General features: G+C 72.4%; 18 protein-coding genes. 13 read left to right on the top strand and 5 right to left on the bottom strand.

Annotated elements, in window-relative coordinates:
- Positions 1-4,271, bottom strand: a 4,271-nt coding sequence (locus AB0P24_RS34390; RefSeq protein WP_365800981.1) for a beta-ketoacyl synthase N-terminal-like domain-containing protein, incomplete at its 3' end; no start/stop codon positions are given.
- 201 nt (positions 4,272-4,472) lie between these two features.
- Here AB0P24_RS34390 and AB0P24_RS34385 point away from each other — a divergent pair.
- Positions 4,473-6,080, top strand: coding sequence for a bifunctional 3-(3-hydroxy-phenyl)propionate/3-hydroxycinnamic acid hydroxylase (locus AB0P24_RS34385; RefSeq protein ID WP_365800979.1), 1,608 nt, complete (start codon positions 4,473-4,475; stop codon positions 6,078-6,080).
- Here AB0P24_RS34385 and AB0P24_RS34380 read toward each other — a convergent pair.
- Together AB0P24_RS34380 and AB0P24_RS34375 are read right to left on the bottom strand one after the other, a co-directional pair.
- On the bottom strand, positions 6,046-8,979 hold the full coding sequence (locus AB0P24_RS34380; RefSeq protein WP_365800977.1) for an AAA family ATPase: 2,934 nt from the start codon (positions 8,977-8,979) through the stop codon (positions 6,046-6,048). The genes AB0P24_RS34385 and AB0P24_RS34380 overlap by 35 nt on opposite strands.
- 436 nt (positions 8,980-9,415) lie before the next feature.
- The gene (locus tag AB0P24_RS34375) at positions 9,416-10,045 is read right to left on the bottom strand and encodes a malonic semialdehyde reductase (protein WP_365800975.1); all 630 of its coding nucleotides are present in this window, start codon (positions 10,043-10,045) and stop codon (positions 9,416-9,418) included.
- A gap of 244 nt (positions 10,046-10,289) precedes the next feature.
- Between AB0P24_RS34375 and AB0P24_RS34370 the strand changes: the two genes are divergently transcribed.
- The 9 genes from AB0P24_RS34370 to AB0P24_RS34330 all read left to right on the top strand — a co-directional run bounded on the left by AB0P24_RS34370 (position 10,290) and on the right by AB0P24_RS34330 (position 16,955).
- A complete protein-coding gene (locus tag AB0P24_RS34370; RefSeq protein WP_365800973.1) occupies positions 10,290-11,252 on the top strand; it encodes an alcohol dehydrogenase catalytic domain-containing protein in 963 nt (320 codons plus the stop codon).
- Positions 11,253-11,382: 130 nt separating this feature from the next.
- Complete coding sequence (locus AB0P24_RS34365) at positions 11,383-12,186, top strand: alpha/beta fold hydrolase (RefSeq protein WP_365800971.1); 804 nt, start codon at positions 11,383-11,385, stop codon at positions 12,184-12,186.
- Between the two features lie 75 nt (positions 12,187-12,261).
- The gene (ccrA, locus tag AB0P24_RS34360) at positions 12,262-13,632 is read left to right on the top strand and encodes a crotonyl-CoA carboxylase/reductase (RefSeq protein ID WP_365800969.1); all 1,371 of its coding nucleotides are present in this window, start codon (positions 12,262-12,264) and stop codon (positions 13,630-13,632) included.
- A gap of 51 nt (positions 13,633-13,683) precedes the next feature.
- Entirely contained in the window at positions 13,684-13,824 is a 141-nt protein-coding gene (locus AB0P24_RS34355) for a hypothetical protein (protein WP_365800991.1), read from the top strand.
- 467 nt (positions 13,825-14,291) lie between these two features.
- Positions 14,292-14,654: a hypothetical protein gene (locus AB0P24_RS34350; RefSeq protein WP_365800967.1), complete on the top strand. Its 363-nt coding sequence runs from the start codon at positions 14,292-14,294 to the stop codon at positions 14,652-14,654.
- Entirely contained in the window at positions 14,651-15,310 is a 660-nt protein-coding gene (locus tag AB0P24_RS34345) for a nucleotidyl transferase AbiEii/AbiGii toxin family protein (protein ID WP_073759566.1), read from the top strand. The genes AB0P24_RS34350 and AB0P24_RS34345 overlap by 4 nt, the downstream gene beginning before the upstream one ends.
- Before the next feature lie 190 nt (positions 15,311-15,500).
- Positions 15,501-15,920, top strand: coding sequence for an aspartate 1-decarboxylase (gene panD / locus AB0P24_RS34340; protein WP_189267466.1), 420 nt, complete (start codon positions 15,501-15,503; stop codon positions 15,918-15,920).
- 21 nt (positions 15,921-15,941) lie between these two features.
- Positions 15,942-16,286: a GNAT family N-acetyltransferase gene (locus tag AB0P24_RS34335; protein WP_365800965.1), complete on the top strand. Its 345-nt coding sequence runs from the start codon at positions 15,942-15,944 to the stop codon at positions 16,284-16,286.
- 3 nt (positions 16,287-16,289) lie between these two features.
- Positions 16,290-16,955 carry an aspartate/glutamate racemase family protein gene (locus tag AB0P24_RS34330; RefSeq protein WP_365800963.1) on the top strand — a complete coding sequence of 222 codons (666 nt, stop codon included), beginning with the start codon at positions 16,290-16,292 and terminating at the stop codon, positions 16,953-16,955.
- A gap of 375 nt (positions 16,956-17,330) precedes the next feature.
- Here AB0P24_RS34330 and gndA read toward each other — a convergent pair whose 3' ends face one another.
- Positions 17,331-18,770, bottom strand: a complete 1,440-nt coding sequence (gene gndA, locus AB0P24_RS34325) for an NADP-dependent phosphogluconate dehydrogenase (RefSeq protein ID WP_365800961.1) — start codon at positions 18,768-18,770, stop codon at positions 17,331-17,333.
- Positions 18,771-19,122: 352 nt separating this feature from the next.
- Between gndA and AB0P24_RS34320 the strand changes: the two genes are divergently transcribed.
- Positions 19,123-20,295: a transglycosylase family protein gene (locus tag AB0P24_RS34320; protein WP_365800959.1), complete on the top strand. Its 1,173-nt coding sequence runs from the start codon at positions 19,123-19,125 to the stop codon at positions 20,293-20,295.
- Here AB0P24_RS34320 and AB0P24_RS34315 read toward each other — a convergent pair.
- Positions 20,285-21,412 carry a DMT family transporter gene (locus tag AB0P24_RS34315; protein WP_365800957.1) on the bottom strand — a complete coding sequence of 376 codons (1,128 nt, stop codon included), beginning with the start codon at positions 21,410-21,412 and terminating at the stop codon, positions 20,285-20,287. The two genes, AB0P24_RS34320 and AB0P24_RS34315, sit on opposite strands and share 11 nt — an antisense overlap.
- 211 nt (positions 21,413-21,623) lie before the next feature.
- Here AB0P24_RS34315 and AB0P24_RS34310 point away from each other — a divergent pair, with 211 nt between their 5' ends.
- Positions 21,624-22,436: a (2Fe-2S)-binding protein gene (locus AB0P24_RS34310; RefSeq protein ID WP_365800989.1), complete on the top strand. Its 813-nt coding sequence runs from the start codon at positions 21,624-21,626 to the stop codon at positions 22,434-22,436.
- Positions 22,437-22,474: 38 nt separating this feature from the next.
- Positions 22,475-23,626, top strand: a complete 1,152-nt coding sequence (glgA, locus tag AB0P24_RS34305) for a glycogen synthase (RefSeq protein ID WP_365800987.1) — start codon at positions 22,475-22,477, stop codon at positions 23,624-23,626.
- Positions 23,627-23,656 lie beyond the last annotated feature (30 nt).

Here is a 23,656-nt window from a genome sequence, read left to right as displayed (position 1 = left end):
TGCAGTGTCCGCGGTAACACTCCGTGTCGCATCGCCATGACCATCTTGATGACGCCGGCCACTCCGGCGGCGGCCTGCGCGTGCCCGATGTTCGATTTCAGTGAGCCCAGCCACAGGGGCTGCTCACGATCCTGCCCGTAGGTGGCCAGCACCGCCTGCGCCTCGATCGGGTCGCCCAGTGCCGTGCCCGTGCCGTGCGCCTCCACCGCGTCCACATCGGCCGGGGCCAGTCCCGCGGCGTCCAGTGCCCGGCGGATGACGCGTTGCTGCGACGGGCCGTTGGGGGCGGTGAGGCCGTTGGAGGCGCCGTCCTGGTTGACGGCGCTGCCGCGCACCACCGCCAGTACCCGGTGCCCCAGCCGTTCCGCGTCCGACAGGCGCTCCACCAGCAGCACGCCCACGCCCTCCGCCCAGCCCGTGCCGTCCGCTGCTGCGGCGAAGGACTTGCAGCGGCCGTCCGGAGCCAGGCCCCGTTGCCGGGAGAACTCCACGAACGACTCGGGTCCGGACATCACCGTCACGCCGCCGGCGAGCGCCATCGAGCACTCCCCGGCCCGCAGCGCCTGGACGGCCAGGTGCAGGGCGACCAGCGACGACGAGCACGCCGTGTCCACCGTCACCGCGGGGCCCTCGAAGCCGAGCACGTAGGACACGCGGCCCGACGCCACGCTGGCCGACGTCCCGGTCATGAGGTGGCCTTCGAGATCGCCGGTGGCGCCGGCACCGTAGCTCTGGTGCATCATTCCGGTGAAGACGCCGACGTTCTTGCCGCGCAGGGCGGTCGGGTCGATGCCGGCCCGTTCGAACGCCTCCCATGACGTTTCGAGGAGCAGCCGCTGCTGCGGGTCCATCGCCAGGGCCTCGCGCGGGGAGATGCCGAAGAAACCCGCGTCGAAGTCGCCCGCGTCGCGCAGGAAACCGCCCTCGCGGACGTAGCTGGTGCCGGGGTGGTCGGGGTCCGGGTCGAAGAGGTTGTCCAGGTCCCAGCCCCGGTCCGTCGGGAAGGGACCTGTGCCCTCGCCGCCGGCCCGTACCAGCTCCCACAGGTCCTCCGGGGAGGCGACACCACCCGGCAGGCGGCAGGCCATGCCCACGAGGACGACGGGGTCGTCGGCCGTGCGCGGGAGTGGGGCGGTGCCGGCCGGTGCGGTGCCGGCCGGGGTGGTGCCGCCGTACAGTTCACGGCGCAGCAGGCCGGCCAGGGCCTGCGGGGTGGGGTGGTCGAAGGCGGAGGTGGCGGGGAGGCGGAGTCCGGTGGCCTCGGTGAGGCGGTTGCGCAGTTCGACCACGGTGACCGAGGTCAGGCCCAGGTCGGTGAAGGGGCGTCCGGGCTGGACGGCCTGCCTGCCGGTCAGGCCGAGCAGGTCGGCGAGCTGGTCGCGGACCAGGTCGGTGAGGAGCCGGTCGCGGTCGGCGTCCGGAACGTCGGCGAGGCGCTCGCGCAGGGCGTTCGTGACGGCCTCGTCCGCGGTGGCGGTCCGGGCCGGCACATCGATCAGGTCGTGCAGGAGTGGTGAGCCGGGAGCGGCGGACGGGTCGAGCTTCATCACGACGAGCTGGGCGTCGTCCACGGTGAGGGCGGTGTCCAGGGCGGCCATCGCCTGCTGCTCGGTGAGCGCACCGCTCGTCGCACCGCTCGCCGTGTCACCCTCGCCCTCCCAGGGGCCCCAGGCGAGGGACCGGGCCGGGACACCCTGGACGCGCAGGTTCTGGGCGTAGGCGTCGAGGAATGCGGCCGAAGCGGCCTCGGTGGTCTCGCCGGCCGCGCCCAGCAGGCCCTTGGTCGAAGAGGACAGCACGAAGGCGGTGAGGGCGGCGTCGCGGGTGAGGTCGTGCAGGGTGCGGACCTCGGCGGCCACGCGGGTCTCGGAGGGCTCGTCCACGGCGTCCCAGGCGTGGACGACCAGGGTCAGGGGAGAGGGAGCCTTGGCCAGCGCTCGCTTGAGTTTCGCGCGGTCGTCGAGGTCGGCCTCCGCGAGCCGGACCTCCGTGCCCTGCCGGGTGAGCCAGGCGCGCAGGCCGGCCGCTCCGGCGCCCTGTCCGGGCGGGGTGATCAGCAGCAGGCTGCGGGCGCCGTGGGCGGTGGCGAGGTGGCGGGCGATCGCCGTGCCGCGCCGGGTGTCGGCTCCGGTGACGACGGCGGTGCCCGCGCGGGCGAAGGCTTGATCAGGCTGCGCGACCGTGTCCGTCGCGGCGTCGAGGGTCACGCGTTCCAACCGGGGCAGCAGGACGACACCGTCGCGGACGGCGCTCTGCGGTTCACCGGACGCCACCGTGGCGGCCAGGGCGGCCGTGGCCGCGTCGTCGGCCACGTCGTCCGCGACATCCAGGTCCACGACGGCGACGCGGCCGGGGTGGGCGGCCTGGAGGGAGCGGACCAGGCCCCACAGCGCCGCCTGGCCGAGGTCCCGCACCGTCTCGCCCGGGTGGGTGGCCACGGCGCCGCGGGTGAGCACGACCAGCCGGGGGCCGGCCGGGTCGGCGGACGTGAGCCAGGGTTCGGCCGTACGCAGGAAGTCGTCGACGCTCGTGCCCGCGGGGGCCGGCAGCAGGGCCACGGAGGGCGTGCCGCCGGTCAGGTCGGTGCCGGAGGCCCGGAGGTGGTCGGCGAGGGCGGTGCCGGGGTCACCGAGGAGCGTCCAGTGGCCGCCGGCCGGCGCGGGCGCGGACGGCTGGGGAACCCAGTGGGTGCGGAAAAGGGTGTCGTGGTGGGCGTTGCCGACCGCGCGGAGCCGGGCGGGACCGTCCAGGAGCCGGTGCCGGGTGACCTTACCGGTGGCCGTGCGCGGGATGCGCTCGATCTCGTACAGCTCCTCGGGGACCTTGAAGTACGAGAGCCTCTCGCGGCACAGGGAGAGCGCCTGAGCCGGGTCGAAGCCGCCGGGGGCGGGGACGACGAAGGCGACCGGCACTTCGCCGAAGACGTCGTGCGGCTTGCCGGCCACGGCGGCGTCGGCGACGCCGGGGACCTGGCGCAGCACGTCCTCCACCTCGCCGGGGTGGATGTTCTCCCCGGCGCGGATGATGAGTTCCTTGAGCCGTCCGGTGACGGTCAGGTAGCCGGCGCGGTCGCGGACGGCGAGGTCACCGGTGTGGAACCAGCCGTCGCGCAGCGCCTCGGCGGTGGCGTCGGGCTGGTCGTGGTAGCCGGCCATGATGTTCGGGCCGCGCACCCAGACCTCGCCCTCGGTGCCGTCGGGCACGTCGAGGCCGGTGCGGTGGTCGACGACCCGCACCGCGAGGCCCGGCACGGGAAGACCGCAGGAGCCTTCGACGCGGGCACCGGTCGGCCAGTTGATGGCGATGGAACCGGAGGTCTCGGTGGAGCCGTAGGCGTCGATGAGGGGGGCGTCGAAGGTCTCCTCGGCGGAGCGGCGCAGCGCGGCGCTGAAGACGGCGCCGCCGACCAGGCCGACCCGCAGTCGGGGCGCGGTGAAACCCGGGGCCCGCGCGGCGCGGACGAGATAGTGGTAGAGCGTGGGGACACCGGCGATGACCGTGGACCGGTCCTGTTCCCACAGGTCGAGTACGTCGTCGGCGGAGTGGCCGTCGGTGATGCGGGCGGTGGCTCCGACGGCCGTCACGGCCAGCACGCAGACGATGTGGGACAGGCTGTGGAACAGCGGCAGCGGCCACAGCACCCGGTCCTCGGCGGTGAGGCCGAGCGCGGGGACGTAGGCGGCGGCGACCGACCACAGGCAGTTGCGCTGGGTGGCGAGGACGCCTTTGGGGCTGCTGGTGGTGCCGGAGGTGAAGAGCATCCAGGCGACGTCGTCGAGCCCCTGGTCGTCGCGGGCCGGGGTGGCGGGCTCGGTGGTGGCGAAGTGCTCGTAGGCGAGGCACCCGGCGGGGACGGGTCCGTCACCGTCCACCACGATCACGGTCAGCGGGCCGGTGCGGGGGGCCAGCCGGCGCACCGCGGGCACGTGGGCGGCGTCGGTGATGACGACGCGGCTGCCGCTGACGGTGAGCAGGTGCTCCAGCTCCGCAGCGGAGAGGTGCGGGTTGACCGGGACGCCGATGCCGCCGGCGCGGACGACCGCGAAGTAGCTCTCCACCGTCTCGACCCGGTTGCCGAGAAACATCGCCACCCGGTCACCGGGCAGCAGGCCCAGTCCGGCGAGGTGCCCGGCGAGGCGGCGGGTACGGGCTTCCAGACCGGCGTAGCTGACGGCGCGCCGGGCGTCGAGGTAGGCGGTCCTGTCGCCGAAGCGCCTGCTCTGTTCGGTGAGGAGTTCGTGGACCGGGCGGATCAACTCGGCACGCAGCATGCTGTCTCCACACTCCCGTTTGCTGAGGTACGCGTGCCGCTGCGGCAGCTTCGGCCACGTCCAGCTTCACCCGCGCCGGGCGTCGGGGATCCCCTGAATCTCCCCCCTCAACTCCCCTTACTTGTGAGCCGCGGGGCTTTCTCCGCGGTGTGCGGCGGAACGTCGTTGGTAGGTTCGCCGCACTTCCGGAGGGAGGGGCCGATGCGCACGTCGCAGGCGGATGTCCTGATCGTCGGGTACGGGCCCGTGGGCCAGGTGTTGTCGGTACTGCTGGCCCAGCGGGGCCGGCGCGTGACGGTGGTCGAGCGGTGGGAAGCCCCCTACACGCTGCCGCGGGCGACCAGTTTCGACGGCGAGACGGCGAGGACGCTGGCGGCGCTGGGGGTGGGCGACGCGTTCGCGGAGATCGGACTGCCGGCCGACGCCTACGACTGGCGCAACGCCGACGGCGCGTCGCTGCTCCGCGTCGAGCTCGCGCGGCGGGGCGCGCACGGCTGGCCGGAGACGACGACCATGCACCAGCCCGCCCTGGAGGAGGCACTGTCCGCCCGCGCGCGGCGGCTGCCGGGGATCGAGGTGGTGCGCGGATGCACGGTGACGGAGCTGTCCGACGACGGGAACCGGGTGGAGGTGACGGCGGCCGACGCGGCGGGGCGGGAGCGGCGGTGGACGGCGTCGTGGGTCGTCGGGTGCGACGGCGCGAACAGTTTCGTACGGGAGCGGCTGCGGGTGCGGTGGAACGACCTGGGCTTCTCCTACGACTGGCTGCTGTGTGACGTGACGCTGGACGTGCCGAGGAAGTTCTCGCCGCTCAACGTGCAGTTCTGCGATCCCGCGCGGCCGACGACGGCGGTGGGCAGCGGACCCGGCCGCAGGCGCTGGGAGTTCATGCGGCTGCCCGGGGAGAGCGTGGCCGAGCTGAACCGGGAGGAGACGGCGTGGCGGCTGCTGGCGCCGTTCGACGTGACCCCGGCCAACGCCACGCTGCGGCGGCACAGCGTCTACCGCTTCCAGGCGGCCTGGGCCGAGGAGTGGCGGCGCGGCCGGGTGCTGCTCGCGGGGGACGCGGCCCACCTGATGCCGCCGTTCACCGGCCAGGGCATGTGCGCGGGCGTCCGGGACGTGCTGAACCTGTCGTGGAAACTGGACCTGGTGCTGAGCGGTGACGCTGGTGAGGAACTGCTGGACACGTACGGCCCCGAGCGCGCCGGACATGTGCGGGAGGCGGTCGGCACGGCGGTGCGGCTGGGCAAGGTGCTCTGCGTGACCGACGCGGCCGCGGCGGCGGCCAGGGACGCCGCGCTGCTGGCGGGCGCGGACACCGGCCGGGGCGGCGGCGTCGGCGCGCCGCTGCGGACCGGGCTGCTGTACACGGGGGCCGGCGCGGAACCGGTGCCGCCGGCCGGGGAGGTGGTGCCGCAGGGCCGGGTGCGGCTGGGAGGTGTGACCGGGTACTTCGACGAGGTGGTCGGCGCCGGTCCGGTGCTGCTGGGGTCGGCCGCTCCGGCGGCGGCACTCGACGGACCGCGGCTCGCCTTCCTCACCGGGCTCGGCACCCGGATCGTGCACCTGGTGGCGGACGGGGCGACGGACGCCGGGGCCGCGCCGGACGCCGCCGTGGACATCGACGGCGTGTATCTGCCGCTGCTGCGGGCGGCTCGGGCGCGGTACCTGCTGGTGCGCCCGGACCACCACGTCTACGGCCCGGCCCGCACCTCACGTGAACTGGCGGCGCTGGTCGACGCGTTCCGTTCGGGGCTGACCGGCCGGCCGGTCACAGCAGGTAGGGCAGTTCCTGGCGCCGTTTGACGTTGACCTTGCGGAAGACGCGGGTGAGGTGCTGCTCGACGGTACTGGCGGTGATGTACAGCTTGGCGGCGATCTCCCGGTTGGTGTACCCCTTGGAGGCCAGTGCCGCGATCTTGCGTTCCTGCCGGGTCAGCGAGGAGACGCCGTCGGGGCGTTCCTCCGCGTCGTCGGCGGCGGCGGGCGCGGCCTCGGAGCCGGCCGGGTCGAGGGCGGCCTTGCGGCACAGGTGTTCGGTGCCGGTCTGCTTGGCGAGGTGCCAGGCGCGGTGGGCCACCCGGCGGGCGTTGCGCTGGTCGCCGGCGTCACGGAAGGCGGCGCTGAGGTCGATGAGGGCGCGGGTGAGTCCGTAGTCGTCGCCGCTCTCCTTGAGCATGTCGACGGCCTCGGTGAGCAGTTGCGGGCGGCGGCTGACCCGGCTCACCGCGGCCAGGGTGCGCAGGCTCTGCCCACGTTCCCGGGAGGGGCCGGGGAGCAGCCGGGCGAGCTGTTCGCGTACCAGGCGTTTGGCCTGTTCCTGGTCGTTCTGCGCGAGCCAGGCCTCGGCCGCGCTGAGGCGCCAGGGGACCACGTCGGCACCGGGCCTGCCCCAGGTCTCGGCGAAGCGGCCGCAGGCGAGGAAGTCGGCGAGCGCGGCCTGCGGATGGTGGGTGGCGAGCCGGTAGTGGCCGCGGGCGTGCAGGTAGGCGGCGCCGTGGCGGCTGTGCAGGGCGTGCTCGGGCAGTGGCAGCGCCACGTACTTCTCGGCCGCCGACAGGTCTCCGGAGCGGGTGGTGGCCAGGATGGCGGAGGCCAGAACGCCGGCGAGGCCGACCCCCCAGCCCTGCGGCGGGACGAGGGACAGGGCGTGGGCGGCCAGGTCGCGGGCGTGGGCGAGGTTGCCGCGCCGCAGGTGGGCTTCGACGCGCACGGCGAGGAACCGGGCCTGCGAGGCGACGGCGTGGTGGGCGGCGGCCTCGGCCTCCAGTTTCTCGCACCAGGCGACCACCTCGTCCAGCCGACCCGCGTGGCAGAGGCTGCGCAGGGCCAGCACCCCGGACTCCACGTTCCACAACGAGTCGTGGTCGAGGCGGTAGGTGCTCAGCAGGAGTTCGGCGCGCTGGACCAGCTGGTCGTCCCGCCCGTTGACGTAGTCGTCGGACAGGGCGATCGCGGAGGGCAGCCACGGGTCGTGGCAGGGGACGGCCGCGGGGGTGGCCGCGGCGACGGAGTGGGCGAGTCGGCGCAGGCCGGTGTGGAGGGGGTAGGCCATCGCCGCCCAGCTCGTCAGGGAGCGGATGTCCTCGGTGCCGGGGCCGGGCCCGGTGTCCTGCCGGTACCGGGTGCGCAGGACGTCGAGCAGGGCGGTCAGGTCGTGCAGGGCGCCGGTGTCGGCGAGACCGAGGACGAGTTCGGAGACGCCCCGCCGGTCCAGGTGGCCGGCATTGAAGTCGTCGAGCTGGGGGCGGAGGTGGCGGACGGCCGCCTGCGGTTTCAACTGCCGTTCCAGGCGGCTGAGCCGGGTCCGGACGCGGGCGGCGGTGGTGCCGTCGGTCCGGGTGCGCCGGGCGAGGCCGAGACAGCCGAGGGCGGTGCCGATGTCGCCGGCCGCCAGTGCCTCCTGGGAGGCGGTGAGAAGTACGTCGATGCCGCCGTCGATGCCCGCGTCCCCGGCGCTCGTGAGCTGCCGGGCGACCGTGAGCGCGGAGGCGCCGTTCTCCCGCAGCAGTTCCGCGGCGGCGTGGTGCAGCGCGGTCCGGTCGGCGGCGGGCAGGTTGTCCAGGACGGCGGCGGCACCGGCCGGATGCCGGAACGCGTACCGCTCGGCGCGCGCCGGTGCCGCGGTCCCGGCCGCCGGCACCATGACACCGGTACCGGGCAGGCCCGCGTGGGTGCTCGGCACTCGTGCGTCGGCGCTCAGCATGCCCGCGTCGGCCAGGGCCCGCAGGGCCCAGCGGGTGGTCTTGGTGTCCTGCCCGGCCAGCGGGGCCACGTCGGCCGGCTCCGGGGCGCCGCCGAGCACCGCAAGGGAGCAGACCACGGCCGGTATCGGCGGCCGGGCATGGGCCACGAGGTCGAGGAGCGCCTGTCCGTACCCTTCCGGGTGGCCGGTGCCGCCCGTCTGCTGATCGACGATCAGAGCACGTACGGCCAGCGGGTTGCCGCCGCTGACGGCGTACAGGTCGGCGGTGAGCCGGGGGGTGGCGGTGCGCGGTCCGAGGAGCCGGGTGGCGAGCCTGTGCACGGCGGCTCGGCTGAGCGGGGCCAGAGGGACGCGGTGGACGTGAGGGCTCGGTGCGAGCCCGCCGAGGAGCGGTGAGCGCGGCCGGCGCATGGTCGGGTCGTCGGTGACCAGCACCAGGATGGGGGTGGAGTACAGCCAGGCCACGACGCCCGCGAGGAAGTGCAAGGAGGGGGTGTCCACGTAGTGGGCGTTGTCGACACAGATCACCAGGGGGGTGCTTTCGGCCAAGTGGGCCAGTTCCACGGTGAGTTTCTGGAACGCGCCCGCGATCCGGGGGTCCGCGGCGTCCTGGGCCGCAGGGGCGGTGCCGCCGTGGAGGAGGGCGTGCTCGACCGCCGCGGCGAGCAGGGAGCGGAACGCCTCCCGGCGGGCCGGCGGGATGGCCAGGCCGTGGGAGAGCTGGGTCAGCACGCCGAACGGCAGCGCCTCTTCGCGCAGCGACGCGGTGGCCCGCAGGACGCGCGCGGCGCCGGGTTCCAGGGTCTCGAGGAACTCGTGGACCAGTCTGCTCTTGCCGCTGCCGAGCGGTCCCTCGACGACGACCAGCCGTCCTTTGCCGCCGACGGCGTCCGCCAACGACGCGCGCAGCGCGGTCAGTGCGGCGTCGCGCTCGACCAGATCACGTCGGCCGGTGACGGCGGCCGTGGAATCGCGGCATTCTAAAAAACTTAATGACATGCCAGCTCCCGACATTCCCTAGTTTTGTGCGGCCGGGCGAAGGGAACACCGCCGCTCGAACTGCTTGACGTACGGGCAGACGACAGCCGTGACGTTTCACGCCACGGCGAGAATGATGGAGGAAAAAGACAGGTAAAAACCGGAGTCTTTTGCGGTGACAGTGTGTGGTCAAGGCGCGGGTGGGCGCGCACCGAATGGGTGGGCGCGTACCGAAATGGGTGGGCGCGCACCGAATGAGTGGGGGGACACCGAGTGGGTGGGGGCAACTCTCGGAATCATGGATAAATCGCCGCGCACCGCAATGTCAAGCGATTGAGTCGTACGTCACGAACCGCTCCGGCTTCGCGCGCGGGCCGGGCGCGGCGGGGGAACGGGGCGCTCGCGCCGAGTGTCCCGCTCCCTCGAAATGTCGGCGTCGTGCCGAGCTGATCCGCTGTCAGGCCAGTTGCACGGCTTGCTCGTAGGACGGCCGCGCCCCCCGCTCGCGGAACGCGTCCTCGGCGGGGTGGCCGATGTTGACCAGCAGGATCGACTTCCACCGGCCGTCGGGGAAGAACTCCTCGTCGACGGCGCGCGCGTTGAAGCCGCCCATCGGGCCCGCGGCCAGGCCCGCGGCCCGCACGGCCAGCACGAAGTAACCGGCCTGGAGCCTGGCGTTGAGGTCCATCTGGGCCACCCGCAGGACCTCGTTGGACTCCAGTATCGTCCGGAGCTGGGGGTTGGACGGGGCCAGGAAGGGGACGTACTCCGCGAACTGCGTGTCCGCCGCCAGCACCGCGGTGACCGGGGCCGACGCGGTCTGCTCACGGTTGGGCGGTGCCACGCCGTCGAGGAGTCGGCGCTTGCCGTCCTCGGTGCGGACGTAGAGGATCCGCAGCGGGTTGATATTCGCCGAGGTCGGAGCCCACTTGAAGAGTTCGTAGATGGCCTGCAGACGGTCGTCCCCGACCGGCTCGTCACGGAAGGCATAGGCCGTCTTCGCCTCGGTGAACAATAATGCCTGTCCTTCGGGGGAAAGCGCGTACAAGCTCTGGTCCACTTCGGAGACCAGGGTGCTGTCCGACATATCGAAATGCTCCTCTTTCACGGTACACGCGGTGCCTGATTGCCTGGCACAGCGTACGCGTCCCACGAGCCCGTCCACAGACCGAACCCGCTGTTGTGAAGGGGAATTTGGCCGCTGCCGGAAGAAGATGGCGCAAGGGCATCGGTGCGGTCTACCGCCGGGCTGATCACATGTGGCAGGCTTGGCGCATGCGCCCGCCGACGATCCGCCGCCGCGACGAGTGGGCGGTCCTTTGAGGGCCGCCGTGCTGACGGAGCCCGGCGTGCTGTCCGTGACCTCCGTGCCGGACCCCGCGTGCGGTACCGGAGAGGTGCTGATCAGGATGCGTGGCACCGGCCTGTGCGGCTCCGACCTCGCGGTGTACGCGGGACGGCGGCCCCCGCCGCGCCGGCCGTGGATCCTGGGCCACGAGGGCGCCGGCCGCGTGGCCGGGATCGGCGTCGGCGTCGAGGGCCTGACGGTCGGTCAGGACGTGGTCGTCGAGCCGGACTACTGCTGTCTGGCGTGCCCGCCGTGCCGGGAGGGACGGACGTCGGCCTGTGCCGGCCGGGCGGCGGTCGGGCTGACCGTGCCGGGGCTGCTGAGCGAGTACGCGGTGGCGCCGGTGGAGTTCGTGTGGCCGGTCGCGCCGGACGTGCCGCTGGAGGACCTGGTCTGCGTGGAGCCGGCGACCGTGGCATGGGCGGCTTTGCGCCGCTCGGGCATCGCGCCCGGCCTCTCCTGCCTCGTGACCGGTGCCGGCTCGCAGGGCCTGCTGCTGTGCCGGGAACTGGTCGAGCACGGGGTGACGGTGTACGTCCAGGAGCCCAACGCGGCCCGCCTTGAACGGGCTTGTTCCCTGGGCGCGCTGCCGGCGCCGCCGGGCGGCGAGACGTTCCCGTACCTCTTCGAGACCTCCGGCGCCTCCGGAGCCGTCGAGCAGGGGCTACGGCGCCTCGCCCCGCACGGCACCGCCGTACTGATCGGCCTCGGCACCGCGCCGCTCGAGCTCTCTCCCCGTGACCTGGTGGCCGGGCAGGTCACCCTCATCGGCAGCATGGTCTACGACCACCCCGGGGACTTCGCCCGGACCGTCGGCGCGCTGCGCTCACCGTCAACTACCCCCCTGGGCGCGGTGGTCAGCGACGGCTACCCCCTGGACGACGTCGGCGAGGCGTTCGCCGAGGCGGCCACCGCATCGGGCAAGGTGTGGGTCGACCTCGGGTGACCGGCTGAGGGGGGTGATAGGGGTGTGAACGCCGCTCACGCACAGGGAGACTGTGACGCAGATTGGGACGCTGTGGGTGAGCGTTCCCAGCGTGCTCCGTGGTTGTCCGTGGAAGGGACTTCTCAGCGACATGGCCGGCCCGACCGAGCGGAACAGTGCGTGGATCCGCCGCTACCACCCCCGTCCCGACAGTGACGTCCGGCTGGTCTGTCTGCCCCACGCCGGCGGCTCCGCCTCCTTCTACCACCCGGTCTCGGCGGCGATGCCGCCCTTCGTCGACGTCCTGGCCCTGCAGTACCCGGGCCGGCAGGACCGGCGTGCCGAGCCCTGTGCGACCAGCATCGCCGAGCTGGCCGACGAGGCGGTGGCGGAACTGCTGCCCTGGGCGGACCGGCCACTGCTCTTCTTCGGGCACAGCCTCGGAGCGACCCTCGGCTTCGAGCTCGCGCGCCGGCTGGAGAACGACCACGGCATCGTCCTGGCGGGCCTGTTCGTCTCCGCCCGACGTGCACCGTCCCGCGTCCGGGTGGAGACCGTGCACCTGCGGGACGACAAGGGCCTCCTCGCGGAGATACGCCGGCTGAACGGCACGGACGCGGCACTCCTCACCGATCCGGAGGTGCAGCGGATGGTGCTGCCGGCGATCCGCGCCGACTACCGGGCCATCGAGACCTATCGGTACGAGCCGGGGCCGAAGCTGCGGTGCCCGGTGGTGTGCCTGATCGGTGACGACGATCCCAAGGTGACCCTGGACGAGGCGCGGGCCTGGGCCGAGCACACCGAAGGGCCGTTCACGCTCCGGGCCTTCGACGGCGGCCACTTCTACCTGTCGGCGCACCAGGCGCCGATCATCGGACTGATCGCGGGGCACGCCGCGACGGCCGTCCCCCCGGACACCCCTCACCCCACGGTGCAGGGCCCGACGACGGTGTAAGGGGGGTACCCCTCCTGCACGGGGCCCGAAAATCTGGGGTTCCCGCGCTGACCTCGTCACTTTAGGGTGCGGTACGTGGAAGACATGACCAGCGCGATCCTTTCCGAGGACGTCACCCGGCAGGACTGGGCCGGTGTCCGGATTCCCGATTCCTTCCGCGGCATCGTCACCCGCAAGGACGAGACCGACCTCTTCGAGGGGGTGGAGTCGGCCGACAAGGATCCGCGGAAGTCGCTCCATCTGGCGGAAGTGCCGACCCCGTCGCCCGGCCCCGGTGAGGCGCTGGTGGCCGTGATGGCCTCCTCGGTCAACTACAACACCGTGTGGTCGGCCGTCTTCGAACCGCTGCCGACGTTCCGCTTCCTGGAGCGCTACGGCAGGCTCAGCGCGTCGGCCCGCCGGCACGACCTGCCCTACCACGTCCTGGGATCGGACCTGGCGGGCGTGGTGCTGCGCACCGGTCCGGGCGTCAACGCCTGGAAGCCCGGCGACGAGGTCGTCGCGCACTGCCTCAGTGTGGAACTGGAGTCCGCCGACGGCCACGGCGACACCATGCTCGACCCCGAGCAGCGCATCTGGGGCTTCGAGACCAACTTCGGCGGCCTGGCGGAGATCGCGCTGGTGAAGTCCAACCAGCTCATGCCCAAGCCCGCGCACCTGAGCTGGGAGGAGGCCGCAGCTCCCGGCCTGGTCAACTCCACCGCCTACCGCCAGTTGGTCTCCCGCAACGGCGCCCAGATGAAGCAGGGCGACAACGTCCTGGTCTGGGGGGCGAGCGGTGGCCTCGGCTCGTACGCCACGCAACTCGTCCTCGCCGGCGGCGCCACACCGGTCTGCGTGGTCTCCTCGCCGCAGAAGGCCGAGATATGCAGGGGGATGGGCGCCGAGGCCGTCATCGACCGCGACGCCGAGGACTACCGCTTCTGGCAGGACGCCCACACCCAGGACCCGAAGGAATGGAAACGGTTCGGCGGGCGCATCCGCGAACTGACCGGCGGCGAGGACGTCGACATCGTCTTCGAGCACCCCGGCCGCGAGACCTTCGGCGCCAGTGTGTACGTCACGCGCAAGGGGGGCACCGTCGTCACCTGCGCGTCGACGTCCGGCTACGAGCACGTCTACGACAACCGGTACCTGTGGATGTCGCTGAAGCGCATCATCGGCTCGCACTTCGCCAACTACCGCGAGGCGTGGGAGGCCAACCGGCTGATCGCCAAGGGCAGGATCCATCCCACCCTGTCCAAGGTCTACTCCCTCCAGGACACCGGCCAGGCCGCCTACGACGTCCACCGCAACCTGCACCAGGGCAAGGTCGGCGTGCTGTGCCTGGCGCCCGAGGAAGGCCTGGGCGTGCGCGACGAGGAGACGCGGGCCCGGCACATCGAGGCCATCAACCGCTTCCGGGTCACGGAGGACCCGCCGCCGGAGGAGACGGCCACTCCCTGACGACGGGTACCTGCTTACCCGGCGATCACCCTCGGTCACTGTGCACACGTCATGCCGAGAGCCGGGAGCAAGGGGCGGTCGACCCGGGACATGCTGAAGAACGTCACCGCCACCCGCTACATCACCCCCCTACGGGAGGGCGGCTCCCTCCCCGGACTCGTCGAGGCCGACGACCTCACCCCTACGTCCTGAAAATTTGCCGGCGCCGGCCAGGGCCGCAAGACACTCGTCGCCGAAGTCGCCGGAACCCGCATCTGGTCAGCATGAGCCCCCGCGCGCTCCGAGACAGGTGCTTGGCCGGCGATAGTGCAACAGCCTCACTTTTCGAGGAAGCGCAGGTGAGGAACCTTCTTGCCCGAGTGGGATCGATGTTCCTCAGAATCTTCGAGTTCGAGGAGTGCCGATGTACAGTGATGGACGCCCTTGACCTGCAAAAAGCCGGCAGGGAGCCGTCTTCCAGGAGTCCAAAGTGCTGCGTACTCTGTTCAAGTCCAAGATCTAGCGTTTGGGTGTTTCTGCAGGTCAGGGGCTTGATAGGGGGCTGTACGGGTAGGCCATGATGAGCGTCCGAGAGAGGGGCGGGCGGCGCCCGACCCGTATGTACGACAGAAGAGCCCCGTATCCGCCATGCCGCCGCTCCCAGCAGCGATACTGGATGCATGGACCCGACGATCACCGCTCCCCGCGCCGAGGTGCTGCGGGACCGCTACCGCAGCCGACTGCCCGAGCGTTTGCAGGAGCTGGCCGGCCCCGTCGAGGGCAACGTGGACCTGCCGCTCCACATCGTCTGGTCCGGGCGGACGAGCTACAGCCTGGACCGTCCGAAGTCCCGCATGACGCTCTACCGGACTGTCCTCGCCGAAGGACTGAGTGAGGACCTGGTGGCCCTCCTGCACCATCGGCTGCTCACCGAGCAGTGGTCCGTCCTGCGGCGCTTGGTCAGTCCCTACATCCGCGAGGTCTGGGAGGACGCCTTCCCTGAGCTGCTCCGCACCGCTCCGGCCGACACGACCGCCGCGTGAAGCTCACTCCGCTCCACGAGCGTCTCCTCGCCGACATCCTCGACCTCGGCTCCCCCTACCCTCTGGTCCTCACCGGCGGATATGCCGTGCAGGCCCACGGCCTGGTCGAACGCTTCAGCCGCGACCTCGACGTCGCCACCGAGAACCCCGCTCCGATGCAGGAGATCGTCGCCTCACTCACAGCAGGTCTCAGCGCGCGCGGATGGCGGACCACGCACGTCCAGACCGATCCGCTCAGCGGCCGTTTCCTCGTCACCGACCCGGACACCGGCGAGGAGTGCGAGGTCGACGTCCTCAAGGAGGCGTTCTGGGCCCCTCCCGCTCAGACCCCCTACGGCCCCGTTCTTTCCCTCGACGACGTGATCGGCACCAAGGTCCGTGCCCTCGCCGACCGCGGCACCGTCCGTGACCTCATCGACGTCCAGGCCGCCTCCCGCCACCGCTCCACCGCCGACCTCGAATCCCTGGGCCGCCGTCGCGCCCACGACGAGTTCAGCCTTGAAGACCTTAGGGACCGGCTTATCGGCGCGGACTGGTACGAGGATGAGGACTACACCGCTTACGGGCTCACCTCCCGGCAGATCGAAGAACTCAAGGCGTGGGCGCTGGAGTGGGCGGAGGATCTGGGTGCGCGGATCCATGACGAGAACGCCTGAGAGGACCCCGCGCGTTCTGGGGCGATCGTCCCCAACAGGTGCCTGAGCGAAGGGGAAGCCCAGGTAGGAAGCTGTCTCGCCTGACCGGAGCGATGTTCCTCACAAACATCTCACGGGGGTGCCGGTGTAAGGTCGAGACCGCCCTTGACCTGCACAAAGCAGGCAGGGAGCCGTCCTCCAGGAGTCCAAAGTGCTGCGTACTCTGTTCAAGTCCAAGATCCATCGCGCCACCGTCACCCAGGCCGACCTGCACTACGTGGGATCCGTGACCATCGACGCCGACCTCCTCGACGCCGCCGACCTGCTCCCCGGCGAGCTGGTCCACATCGTCGACATCACCAACGGCGCCCGGCTGGAGACATACGTCATCGAGGGCGAGCGGGGCTCCGGTGTCGTCGGGATCAACGGGGCGGCCGCGCATCTCGTCCATCCCGGCGACCTGGTGATCATCATCAGCTACGCTCAGGTCACCGACGCCGAGGCGCGTACGTTTCGGCCGCGGGTCGTGCACGTCGACCACGGCAACCGGATCGTGGCTCTCGGTGCCGACCCGTCCGAGCCGGTACCGGGCTCGGACCAGGAACGCAGCCCGCAGGCCGTATCGGCCTGACCGGCGGACCAGGAGGGCGACATGAGCGACATCGAGATCCGCGACGACCGGGCGGCCGGCCGTCTGGAGGCGGTCGCCGGCGACGAAGTCGTCGGCCACATCGAGTACTTCGTCCTGGAGTCGCCCTCCCGGGCCCTCGTGCCGGTCCACACCATCGTGGAACCCGAGCACGAGGGGAAGGGCATCGCGGGCTCCCTCGCCCGCGAGCTGTACGCGATCTCCGAGCGCGAGAAGACCCCGGTGGCCCCGCTCTGCCCGTACGTCGTCAGGTGGGCCGAGCGGCACCCCGACGTGGCACCGACGGCGGACCCCGAGCTGCTGCGCGCGGCGAAGGAATGGCTGGTCGCCCACCCCGGCCGCTTCTGAGCCGTGCTCGCCCTCCTGCACACCTCCCCCCTCCACGTCCCGGTCTTCGACGCCCTGCGCGACGAGCACCACCCGGACCTGGAGCTACGCCACCTTGTGGCCCCGGACCTCCTGTCCCGGGCCCGCAGGGAGGGCCCCGAAGCCGTGGCCCAAGACGTCACCGCGGCCCTCCGCCAGGCAGCGGAGAACGGCGTGCAGGCCGTGCTCTGCACCTGCTCGACGATCGGGGAGGTGGCGGAGCGGGCCGCTGGCGAGGTCGGCGTACCGGTCATCCGCGGCGACCGCCCGATGGCCGCGGCTGCGGTGGCGGCGGGCCCCCGTGTCGCCGTCCTGGCGACGGTCGAGAGCACCCTGCCGCCCACCCTGGCCCTGCTCGACGACGAGGCCCGCCGAGCGGGCCGCCCGATCCGTGCCCGCGCCCAGGTCGTGCCGGACGCCTGGTCCCGCTTCGAGGCCGGCGACATCGAAGGCTGCGCCCGCCTGGTGGCGGCCACGGCGGACGCCGTGACCGACGCCGACGTGATCCTCCTGGCCCAGGCCTCCATGACCTCGGCCGCGCGCAGCACGACCACCGCACTCCCGATCCTGTCCAGCCCACGCCCGGGACTGGCGGCGGCAGCGGCAGCGGCAGCGGTCCGCACGGGGAGTGCGCGAGCGACGGTCGGGTAGGTGACCCTGTAGACCCCCAGAGGTGACATCGAGCCACTGGCCGGAGGACACCATGACAACGCCCCACCCAGACCCCACACCCCCCACCCCCCACCCTCCGGACCCCTACCCCTCCCCGGTCCCCACCCCCGAACCATCCCCCGCTCCCGAACCGACCCCACCACTCCCGCCCCCCACTCCCGCCCCCACACCCCCCATCCCGGACCCAGAACCCACCCCCGCCCCCCAACCAGGCCCACCCCTCACCTGAACAGGAACCGCCCGAAACCCCCGCGACGCACCCGCACCCGACGGCGAAGGTCCGCCCACCCCACCTCCAGGGGCGCGGGGAACTGCGCGAAACCGCAGCCCACCCGCACCCCGCACAGGCCGGCCCTACGCCGTGACCTCCGAGCGGTCCCCGCCCCACAGCGTGTGGAACGACCCCTCCCGGTCCACCCTCCGGTACGTGTGCGCCCCGAAGAAGTCCCGCTGCCCCTGCGTGAGCGCCGCAGGCAACCGCTCCGCCCGCAGCGCGTCGTAGTACGCCAGCGCCGCCGAGAACCCGGGCACGGCCACCCCCTCCCGCGTCGCCGCGATGATCACGTCACGCCAGTCGTCCTGAGCCTCCGCGATCTCCCGTGCGAACGTCTCGTCCGACAGCAGACTCGGCAGGTCCGCCCGCGCGTCGTACGCGGCCCGGATCCGGTCCAGGAACGCCGCCCGGATGATGCAGCCGCCCCGCCAGATGGAGGACACCGCCCCGAGGTCGATGTTCCAGTCGTACTCCTCGCTGCCCGCCTGGATCTCGTGGAAGCCCTGCGTGTACGACACGATCTTCGACGCGTACAGCGCCTGCTCCACCCGGTCCGCGAAGGCCGCCGCCTCCGCCTCGGAGAGCGCCGTCGGCTTCGGACCTGCCAGGTCCCGGGATGCGGCCCGCAGACCGGCGTGACCCGACAGGGACCGCGCGAACACCGCCTCGGCGATGCCCGACACCGGCACGCCCAGGTCGAGCGCGATCTGGACCGTCCAGCGGCCGGTCCCCTTCTGCTCCGCCTGGTCCACCACCACGTCCACGAACGGCTTGCCGCTCGCCGCGTCCACGTGCGCCAGCACCTCCGCCGTGATCTCGATCAGGTACGAGTCGAGCCGGCCGGTGTTCCAGGTACGGAAGATGTCCGCGATCTGCGCGGGGGAGTAACCGGCGACATCACGCAGCAGCTGGTACGCCTCGCCGATCAGCTGCATGTCGGCGTACTCGATGCCGTTGTGCACCATCTTCACGAAGTGCCCGGCCCCGTCGGGACCGACATGCGTCACGCACGGCGCGCCGTCAGCCGCCTTCGCCGAGATCTTCTCCAGCATCGGGCCCAGCGAGTCGTACGACTCCTTCGGCCCGCCCGGCATGATGCTCGGCCCGTGCAGCGCGCCCTCCTCACCACCGGACACGCCCATGCCCACGAAGTGGATGCCCTGCTCGCGCAGCGCCTTCTCGCGGCGCCGGGTGTCCGCGAAGTGCGCGTTGCCGCCGTCGATGATCATGTCGCCCGGCTCCAGGAGCGGTGCGAACTCCTCGATCACCGCGTCCGTCGGACCGCCCGCCTTGACCATGATGACCAGCCGGCGCGGCCGCTCCAGCGCCGCCACGAACTCCTTGGCGGTCTCGGCCGCGATGAAGTCGCCCTCGTCCCCGAAGTTCTCCACCAACTCACGTGTCTTCGACACCGTGCGGTTGTGCAACGCCACCGTGTAGCCGTTGCGCGCGAAGTTCCGGGCGAGGTTGCGGCCCATGACCGCGAGACCCGTGACGCCGATCTGCGCCGAAGTGCTCATACCGCCTGCTCCTCAAGAATCAAGTCGATCCCGTAGCACGTGCAAGGGATGCTGCTGCCGCTCATGCCCGCCAGTATTGCCCAAAGGCCATCCTGACCCGGCGTTCGACCGGCCGCACTTGCAGATACGGCTGAGACGGCCCCGACGCCTCAGTAACCTCGCGAAACGCTTTCAGGCGACACCGCGGGACCCGCCGGACTGACGGCACGTCAACCCGCCTCCGTCCCGCGCCCCTTCGGGCCGGGGCGGCCGCGCCCGGGAGACGGGAGGAGGCCGATTGCCGTCTTGTCATGGCCTGTTCGGGCCACTTACTTTTGGCCTTCCTGACGCGCGTGGCGAGGGGGATTCAGACATGGCCGAACGCGGCCGGCACCGCCGGTACCAGCCGAACAGGCTCAACCGCGCCTCGCTCACCGTCACGGCGGGCGGCGCGGGCCTCGCGCTCCCGCTCGCCGCGGCCGGCAGCGCCGACGCGGCCTCCGTCTCCACCTGGGACAAGGTCGCCGCCTGCGAGTCCAGCGGTGACTGGGGCATCAACACCGGCAACGGCTTCTACGGCGGGCTCCAGTTCACCCAGTCCACCTGGGAGGCCTACGGAGGCACGCGGTACGCGCCGCGCGCCGACCTCGCCACCAGGGACCAGCAGATAGCCGTGGCCGAGAAGGTCGTCGACGGCCAGGGGCCGGGTGCCTGGCCGGTCTGCTCGGTGCGGGCCGGGCTCACCCGCGGCGGCGGCATCCCCGGCGCGCACACCGAGAGCGCGGCCACCCGTCCCGCGACGAACGCCACGAAGAGCTCCGTACGGGATGTACAGCCGCAGACCACGCCGCAGTCCCGGGCCGGCCGGGCCGAGACGTACACCGTGGTGCGCGGGGACACGCTCTCCGGGATCGCCGAGGAACACGACGTGGCCGGCGGCTGGCACCGGCTGTACGCGGCCAACCGTACGACGGTCGGCTCCGACCCCGACCTGATCCTGCCGGGGCAGCGGCTCAGCCTGACGGCCCGGGCCGCCCAGGCCAAGTCCCACCCGAAGGGCGAGGCCCACCCGAAGACCGCGGCCAGGACCAAGGCGAAGACCAAGGCCGAGACGCGGACCAAGGCCGCCACCCACACCGGTCACTCCCTCGTCGCCCCGGTCGACGCCCCGATCGGCACCCCGTACCGCGCGTCCGGTTCGCACTGGTCGAAGGGCTACCACACCGGCGTCGACTTCCTCGCGCCCACCGGCACCTCCGTCAAGGCGGTCGAGGCCGGGCAGGTCGTCACGGCGGGCTGGGGCGGCAGTTACGGCTACCAGGTGGTGATCCGGCACGCCGACGGCCGCTACACGCAGTACGGCCATCTCTCGGCCATCTCCGTGCGGGCCGGGCAGCGCGTCTCCACGGGCCAGCGGATCGGCCGCTCGGGGTCCACCGGAAACACCACGGGCCCGCATCTGCACTTCGAGGTGCGGACGGGGCCCGGTTTCGGCACGGACATCGACCCGGTCGCCTATCTCCGGGCCGGCGGCGTCAGGTTGTGACCCGGGCACGGTGCCGGTCCCGGAGCGCACCGTGCGCGTAGTCCGCGGCGGGCAGCAGCACGTCGGCCACGTCCGGCGCCGCCGCCGCGGACCCCGTCCGCTGCTGGGGCATCTGGACCAGTGAGGCCGGCACGGCGCGCGCGTCGCCGTCGGCCGCCGAAAGGACCTCCGCCGCACCGGCCTGTGCCTGTTCCGCCCGTGCCAGTTCCGCCTGTGCCAGTTCCGCCTCGGCCAGTTCCACCAGCGCCTCGACCAGCGGCTCGGGCACGGGCCGGGCCGGGTGCGGGGTGCGCTCGATGCGCTCGGTCGTCAGCAGGATCAGGCCGCCCGCCGCCACCACACCGCAGCCGAGCGCCAGCAGGGTGCCCGTCGCGCCGTAGCGGAACGTCTCGCCGAACATCGTGATGCCGACCGCGGCGGCCAGCACCGGGTTGACCACGGTCAGCGTCGCCAGCGGCGCGGCGAGGCCGCCGCCGCGGTAGGCGGCCTGGGAGATCAGGACGCCGGCGACGCCGTAGGCGCCGATCACGCCCAGCCAGAGCAGGTCGGCGGCGGCGATCCCGCCGTCCCAGTCGATCGCCACGACCTTGGTGAACACCGAGGACATGCCGAAGGCTATGCCGGACGCGGTGGCGAGCAGCACGCTGCGCACCGCCGGGTGCCGGTGCGCGGCCCGGCCCGCGATCATCAGGGCGACGACCGCGCCGCCGGTGACCAGCGCGACCCCGAGCCGCCCGGCGGAGTCCAGGGTGTGCGAGTCGGAGGAGCCGACCAGGGAGAGCAGACCGGCCAGACCCACGGTCGCCATGATCGCGCCCCGCCAGGCGGTCGTCCCGGCCCGGCGGCCGACGAAGAGGGCCGCCATGGGCAGTGCGAACACGATGGTGAGCGCGCCCAGCGGCTGCACGAGGCTCAGCGGGCCGTAGGCCAGTGCCACCACGTGCAGCAGGCCGCCGAGGCCGTTCAGCGCCATCGCCCCCCACCAACTCGGGCGGCGCAGCGGCGCGTACTGCTCGTCGGGGGAGGAGACCGCCACCTGCTCCTGCACGATCGCTCCGCCGGCGTAGGCGACGGCGGAGACGAAGGAAAGCAACACGGACAACGCGAGGGCGCTCATACGTGGCTCCTCTGCGTCAGACGGTGCCGCTTGGCCCCGCGCGGTGATCGGTCGGCTTCCATGAGCAACACTCTGCCCGGCCGCATGCTTCCCGTCGTCGTACCTGAGCACCCAATGGGTCCTACTACCGATGGAGTACGACGGGATCCCGGTCATCCCCTGGGTGGGGACCGACGGGTGGAGAGGGTGTGTGCACGGGATCCCGGGAAGCCTGGTACTACTGCTGCCCGTGGACTCGTTCGCGGACCTGGACCCCGGTTTCGTCGCGCTTCGCCAACTCGGCGGCTTCTTCGTCCTGCGGACGCTCCGATCGACGCCAGGAGGCGGTCCGGAGGCGGCGCGGACCGGCGAGCTGCCGACTCTGGCAGAGAGCTACAAAATATCCGCATCGGATGATTGTCGAAATTCCCTGACTTCTCGTGTTGACGCCGTTTCGAGTCGTCTGCGCACCGCCGAGCCCCGGGTCGCCGCCTCCATCGCCCACCAGGGACTCGCCGCCCGGCTCTGGTCCATCGCCCTCGGCTGCGCCGTCTGCCACGGCCGCCTCCCGGACCTCGACCCGGCCCTGCTCCGCTGGGACCCCGGCGCCGCCGCCCCCGACGACCTCTGGCTCACCGAGGTGCGCGCGCAGCCCGGCGGCGCCGACCCGGCCCCGCTCGCCGACACCGTCGTACGCACGGTCGTCCGCGGCCATCTCGAACCCCTCGGGGAGGCGCTGCGCGACCGCTACGGCCTCGCCCCCGGCCTGCTGTGGGGCAATGCCGGCTCCGCGCTGGCCGGTGCCGCCCGGGAGCTCGACCGCTGGGCGCGCGCGAACGACCGCGCGGAGGCGGCCGCCCGGACCCGTGCCCTCACCGACGCCCTCTTCACGCATCCCCTGCTGAGCGAAACGGGCACCCGGGCCGGCCTGGCCTTCCGGCGCCGGAGTTGCTGTCTCTACTACCGGGTACCGGGCGGCGGGGCCTGCGGTGACTGTTGTTTCACACAACCGCCGCGCTCTTCCCCGCGCGCCGCATCTGGGTGACCATGGAACAACCGGGCGTGGAGAGCGAGGGGTTGCGGGTGCGAGTCGGACTGCTGACCCGGGAGTACCCCCCGGACGTGTACGGCGGCGCGGGTGTTCACGTGGAGTTCCTCGCCAGAGAGTTGCGGCCCCTGGTCGACCTGGAGGTGCACTGCTGGGGAGAGGGCCGCGGGGCCGGCGTCGTCCGGCACCGCCCCTGGTCCGCCCTGGACACCGCCAACGACGCGCTGCGCACCTTCTCCGTGGACCTGGCCATGGCCGCGGGCCTCGAAGGCCGCGAACTCATCCACTCCCACACCTGGTACGCCAACCTCGCCGGCCATGTGGCCAAGCTGCTGTACGGCGTCCCGCACGTGGTGACCGCCCACTCGCTGGAGCCGCTGCGGCCCTGGAAGGCCGAGCAACTCGGCGGCGGCTACGCCCTGTCGAGCTGGGCCGAGCGCAGCGCGATCGAGGCCGCCGACGGCGTGATCGCGGTGTCCGGGGCGATGCGCGCGGACATCCTCGACTGCTATCCCGCCCTGGATCCGGCCAGGGTCCACGTCGTGCACAACGGCATCGACACCACCCTCTACCGCCCGGACCACGCCACCGACGTCCTCGCCCGGATCGGCATCGACCCGGACCGCCCCTACGTGCTGTTCGTCGGCCGGATCACCCGCCAGAAGGGCGTGCCCCATCTGCTGCGCGCGGTGCGGGACATCGACCCGGCGGCGCAGGTCGTGCTGTGTGCGGGGGCGCCCGACACGGCGGAGATCGACCGGGAGTTCCGCGAGCTGTTCGCGGAACTGAGCCGGGTCCGGGCGGGCGTGCACTGGATCCCGCAGATGCTGCCGCGCGCCGACGTCATCCAACTCCTCACCCACGCGGCCGTGTTCGCCTGCCCCTCGGTCTACGAGCCGCTCGGCATCGTCAACCTGGAGGCGATGGCCTGCGGCACGCCCGTGGTGGCGTCCCGGGTCGGCGGTATCCCGGAGGTCGTCGAGGACGGCGGAACGGGCCTGCTGGTCGACCTGGACGACGACTTCGAGGAGGGCCTGGCGCGGGCGCTGGACGCCGTCGTCGGCGACCGGGAGACGGCCCGCCGGATGGGCGAGGCCGGACGGGAGCGCGCCGTGCGGGAGTTCGGCTGGGACGCGGTGGCCCGGCGCACGGTCCGGCTCTACGAGGAGATTCTCAAACAGGTGTAACGAACTGGCCGCCTGTTCGACGTGATCTGG

This window comes from Streptomyces sp. NPDC086519, assembly GCF_040686075.1.
GTDB lineage: Bacteria > Actinomycetota > Actinomycetes > Streptomycetales > Streptomycetaceae > Streptomyces > Streptomyces shenzhenensis.
Note: the sequence above shows the minus strand (reverse complement) of the source record. Positions and strands in the feature narration are given on the sequence as shown.

Excerpts from the sequence above, each read along its gene's own strand:
- AB0P24_RS34380 (WP_365800977.1), bottom strand. The coding sequence starts at position 8,979 with ATGTCATTAAGTTTTTTAGAATGCCGCGATTCCACGGCCGCCGTCACC.
- AB0P24_RS34365 (WP_365800971.1), top strand. The coding sequence starts at position 11,383 with ATGGCCGGCCCGACCGAGCGGAACAGTGCGTGGATCCGCCGCTACCAC.
- gndA (WP_365800961.1), bottom strand. The coding sequence starts at position 18,770 with ATGAGCACTTCGGCGCAGATCGGCGTCACGGGTCTCGCGGTCATGGGC.
- AB0P24_RS34355 (WP_365800991.1), top strand. The coding sequence starts at position 13,684 with ATGCCGAGAGCCGGGAGCAAGGGGCGGTCGACCCGGGACATGCTGAAG.
- AB0P24_RS34320 (WP_365800959.1), top strand. The coding sequence starts at position 19,123 with ATGGCCGAACGCGGCCGGCACCGCCGGTACCAGCCGAACAGGCTCAAC.
- AB0P24_RS34385 (WP_365800979.1), top strand. The coding sequence starts at position 4,473 with ATGCGCACGTCGCAGGCGGATGTCCTGATCGTCGGGTACGGGCCCGTG.
- AB0P24_RS34375 (WP_365800975.1), bottom strand. The coding sequence starts at position 10,045 with ATGTCGGACAGCACCCTGGTCTCCGAAGTGGACCAGAGCTTGTACGCG.
- AB0P24_RS34315 (WP_365800957.1), bottom strand. The coding sequence starts at position 21,412 with ATGAGCGCCCTCGCGTTGTCCGTGTTGCTTTCCTTCGTCTCCGCCGTC.
- AB0P24_RS34335 (WP_365800965.1), top strand. The coding sequence starts at position 15,942 with ATGAGCGACATCGAGATCCGCGACGACCGGGCGGCCGGCCGTCTGGAG.
- AB0P24_RS34350 (WP_365800967.1), top strand. The coding sequence starts at position 14,292 with ATGGACCCGACGATCACCGCTCCCCGCGCCGAGGTGCTGCGGGACCGC.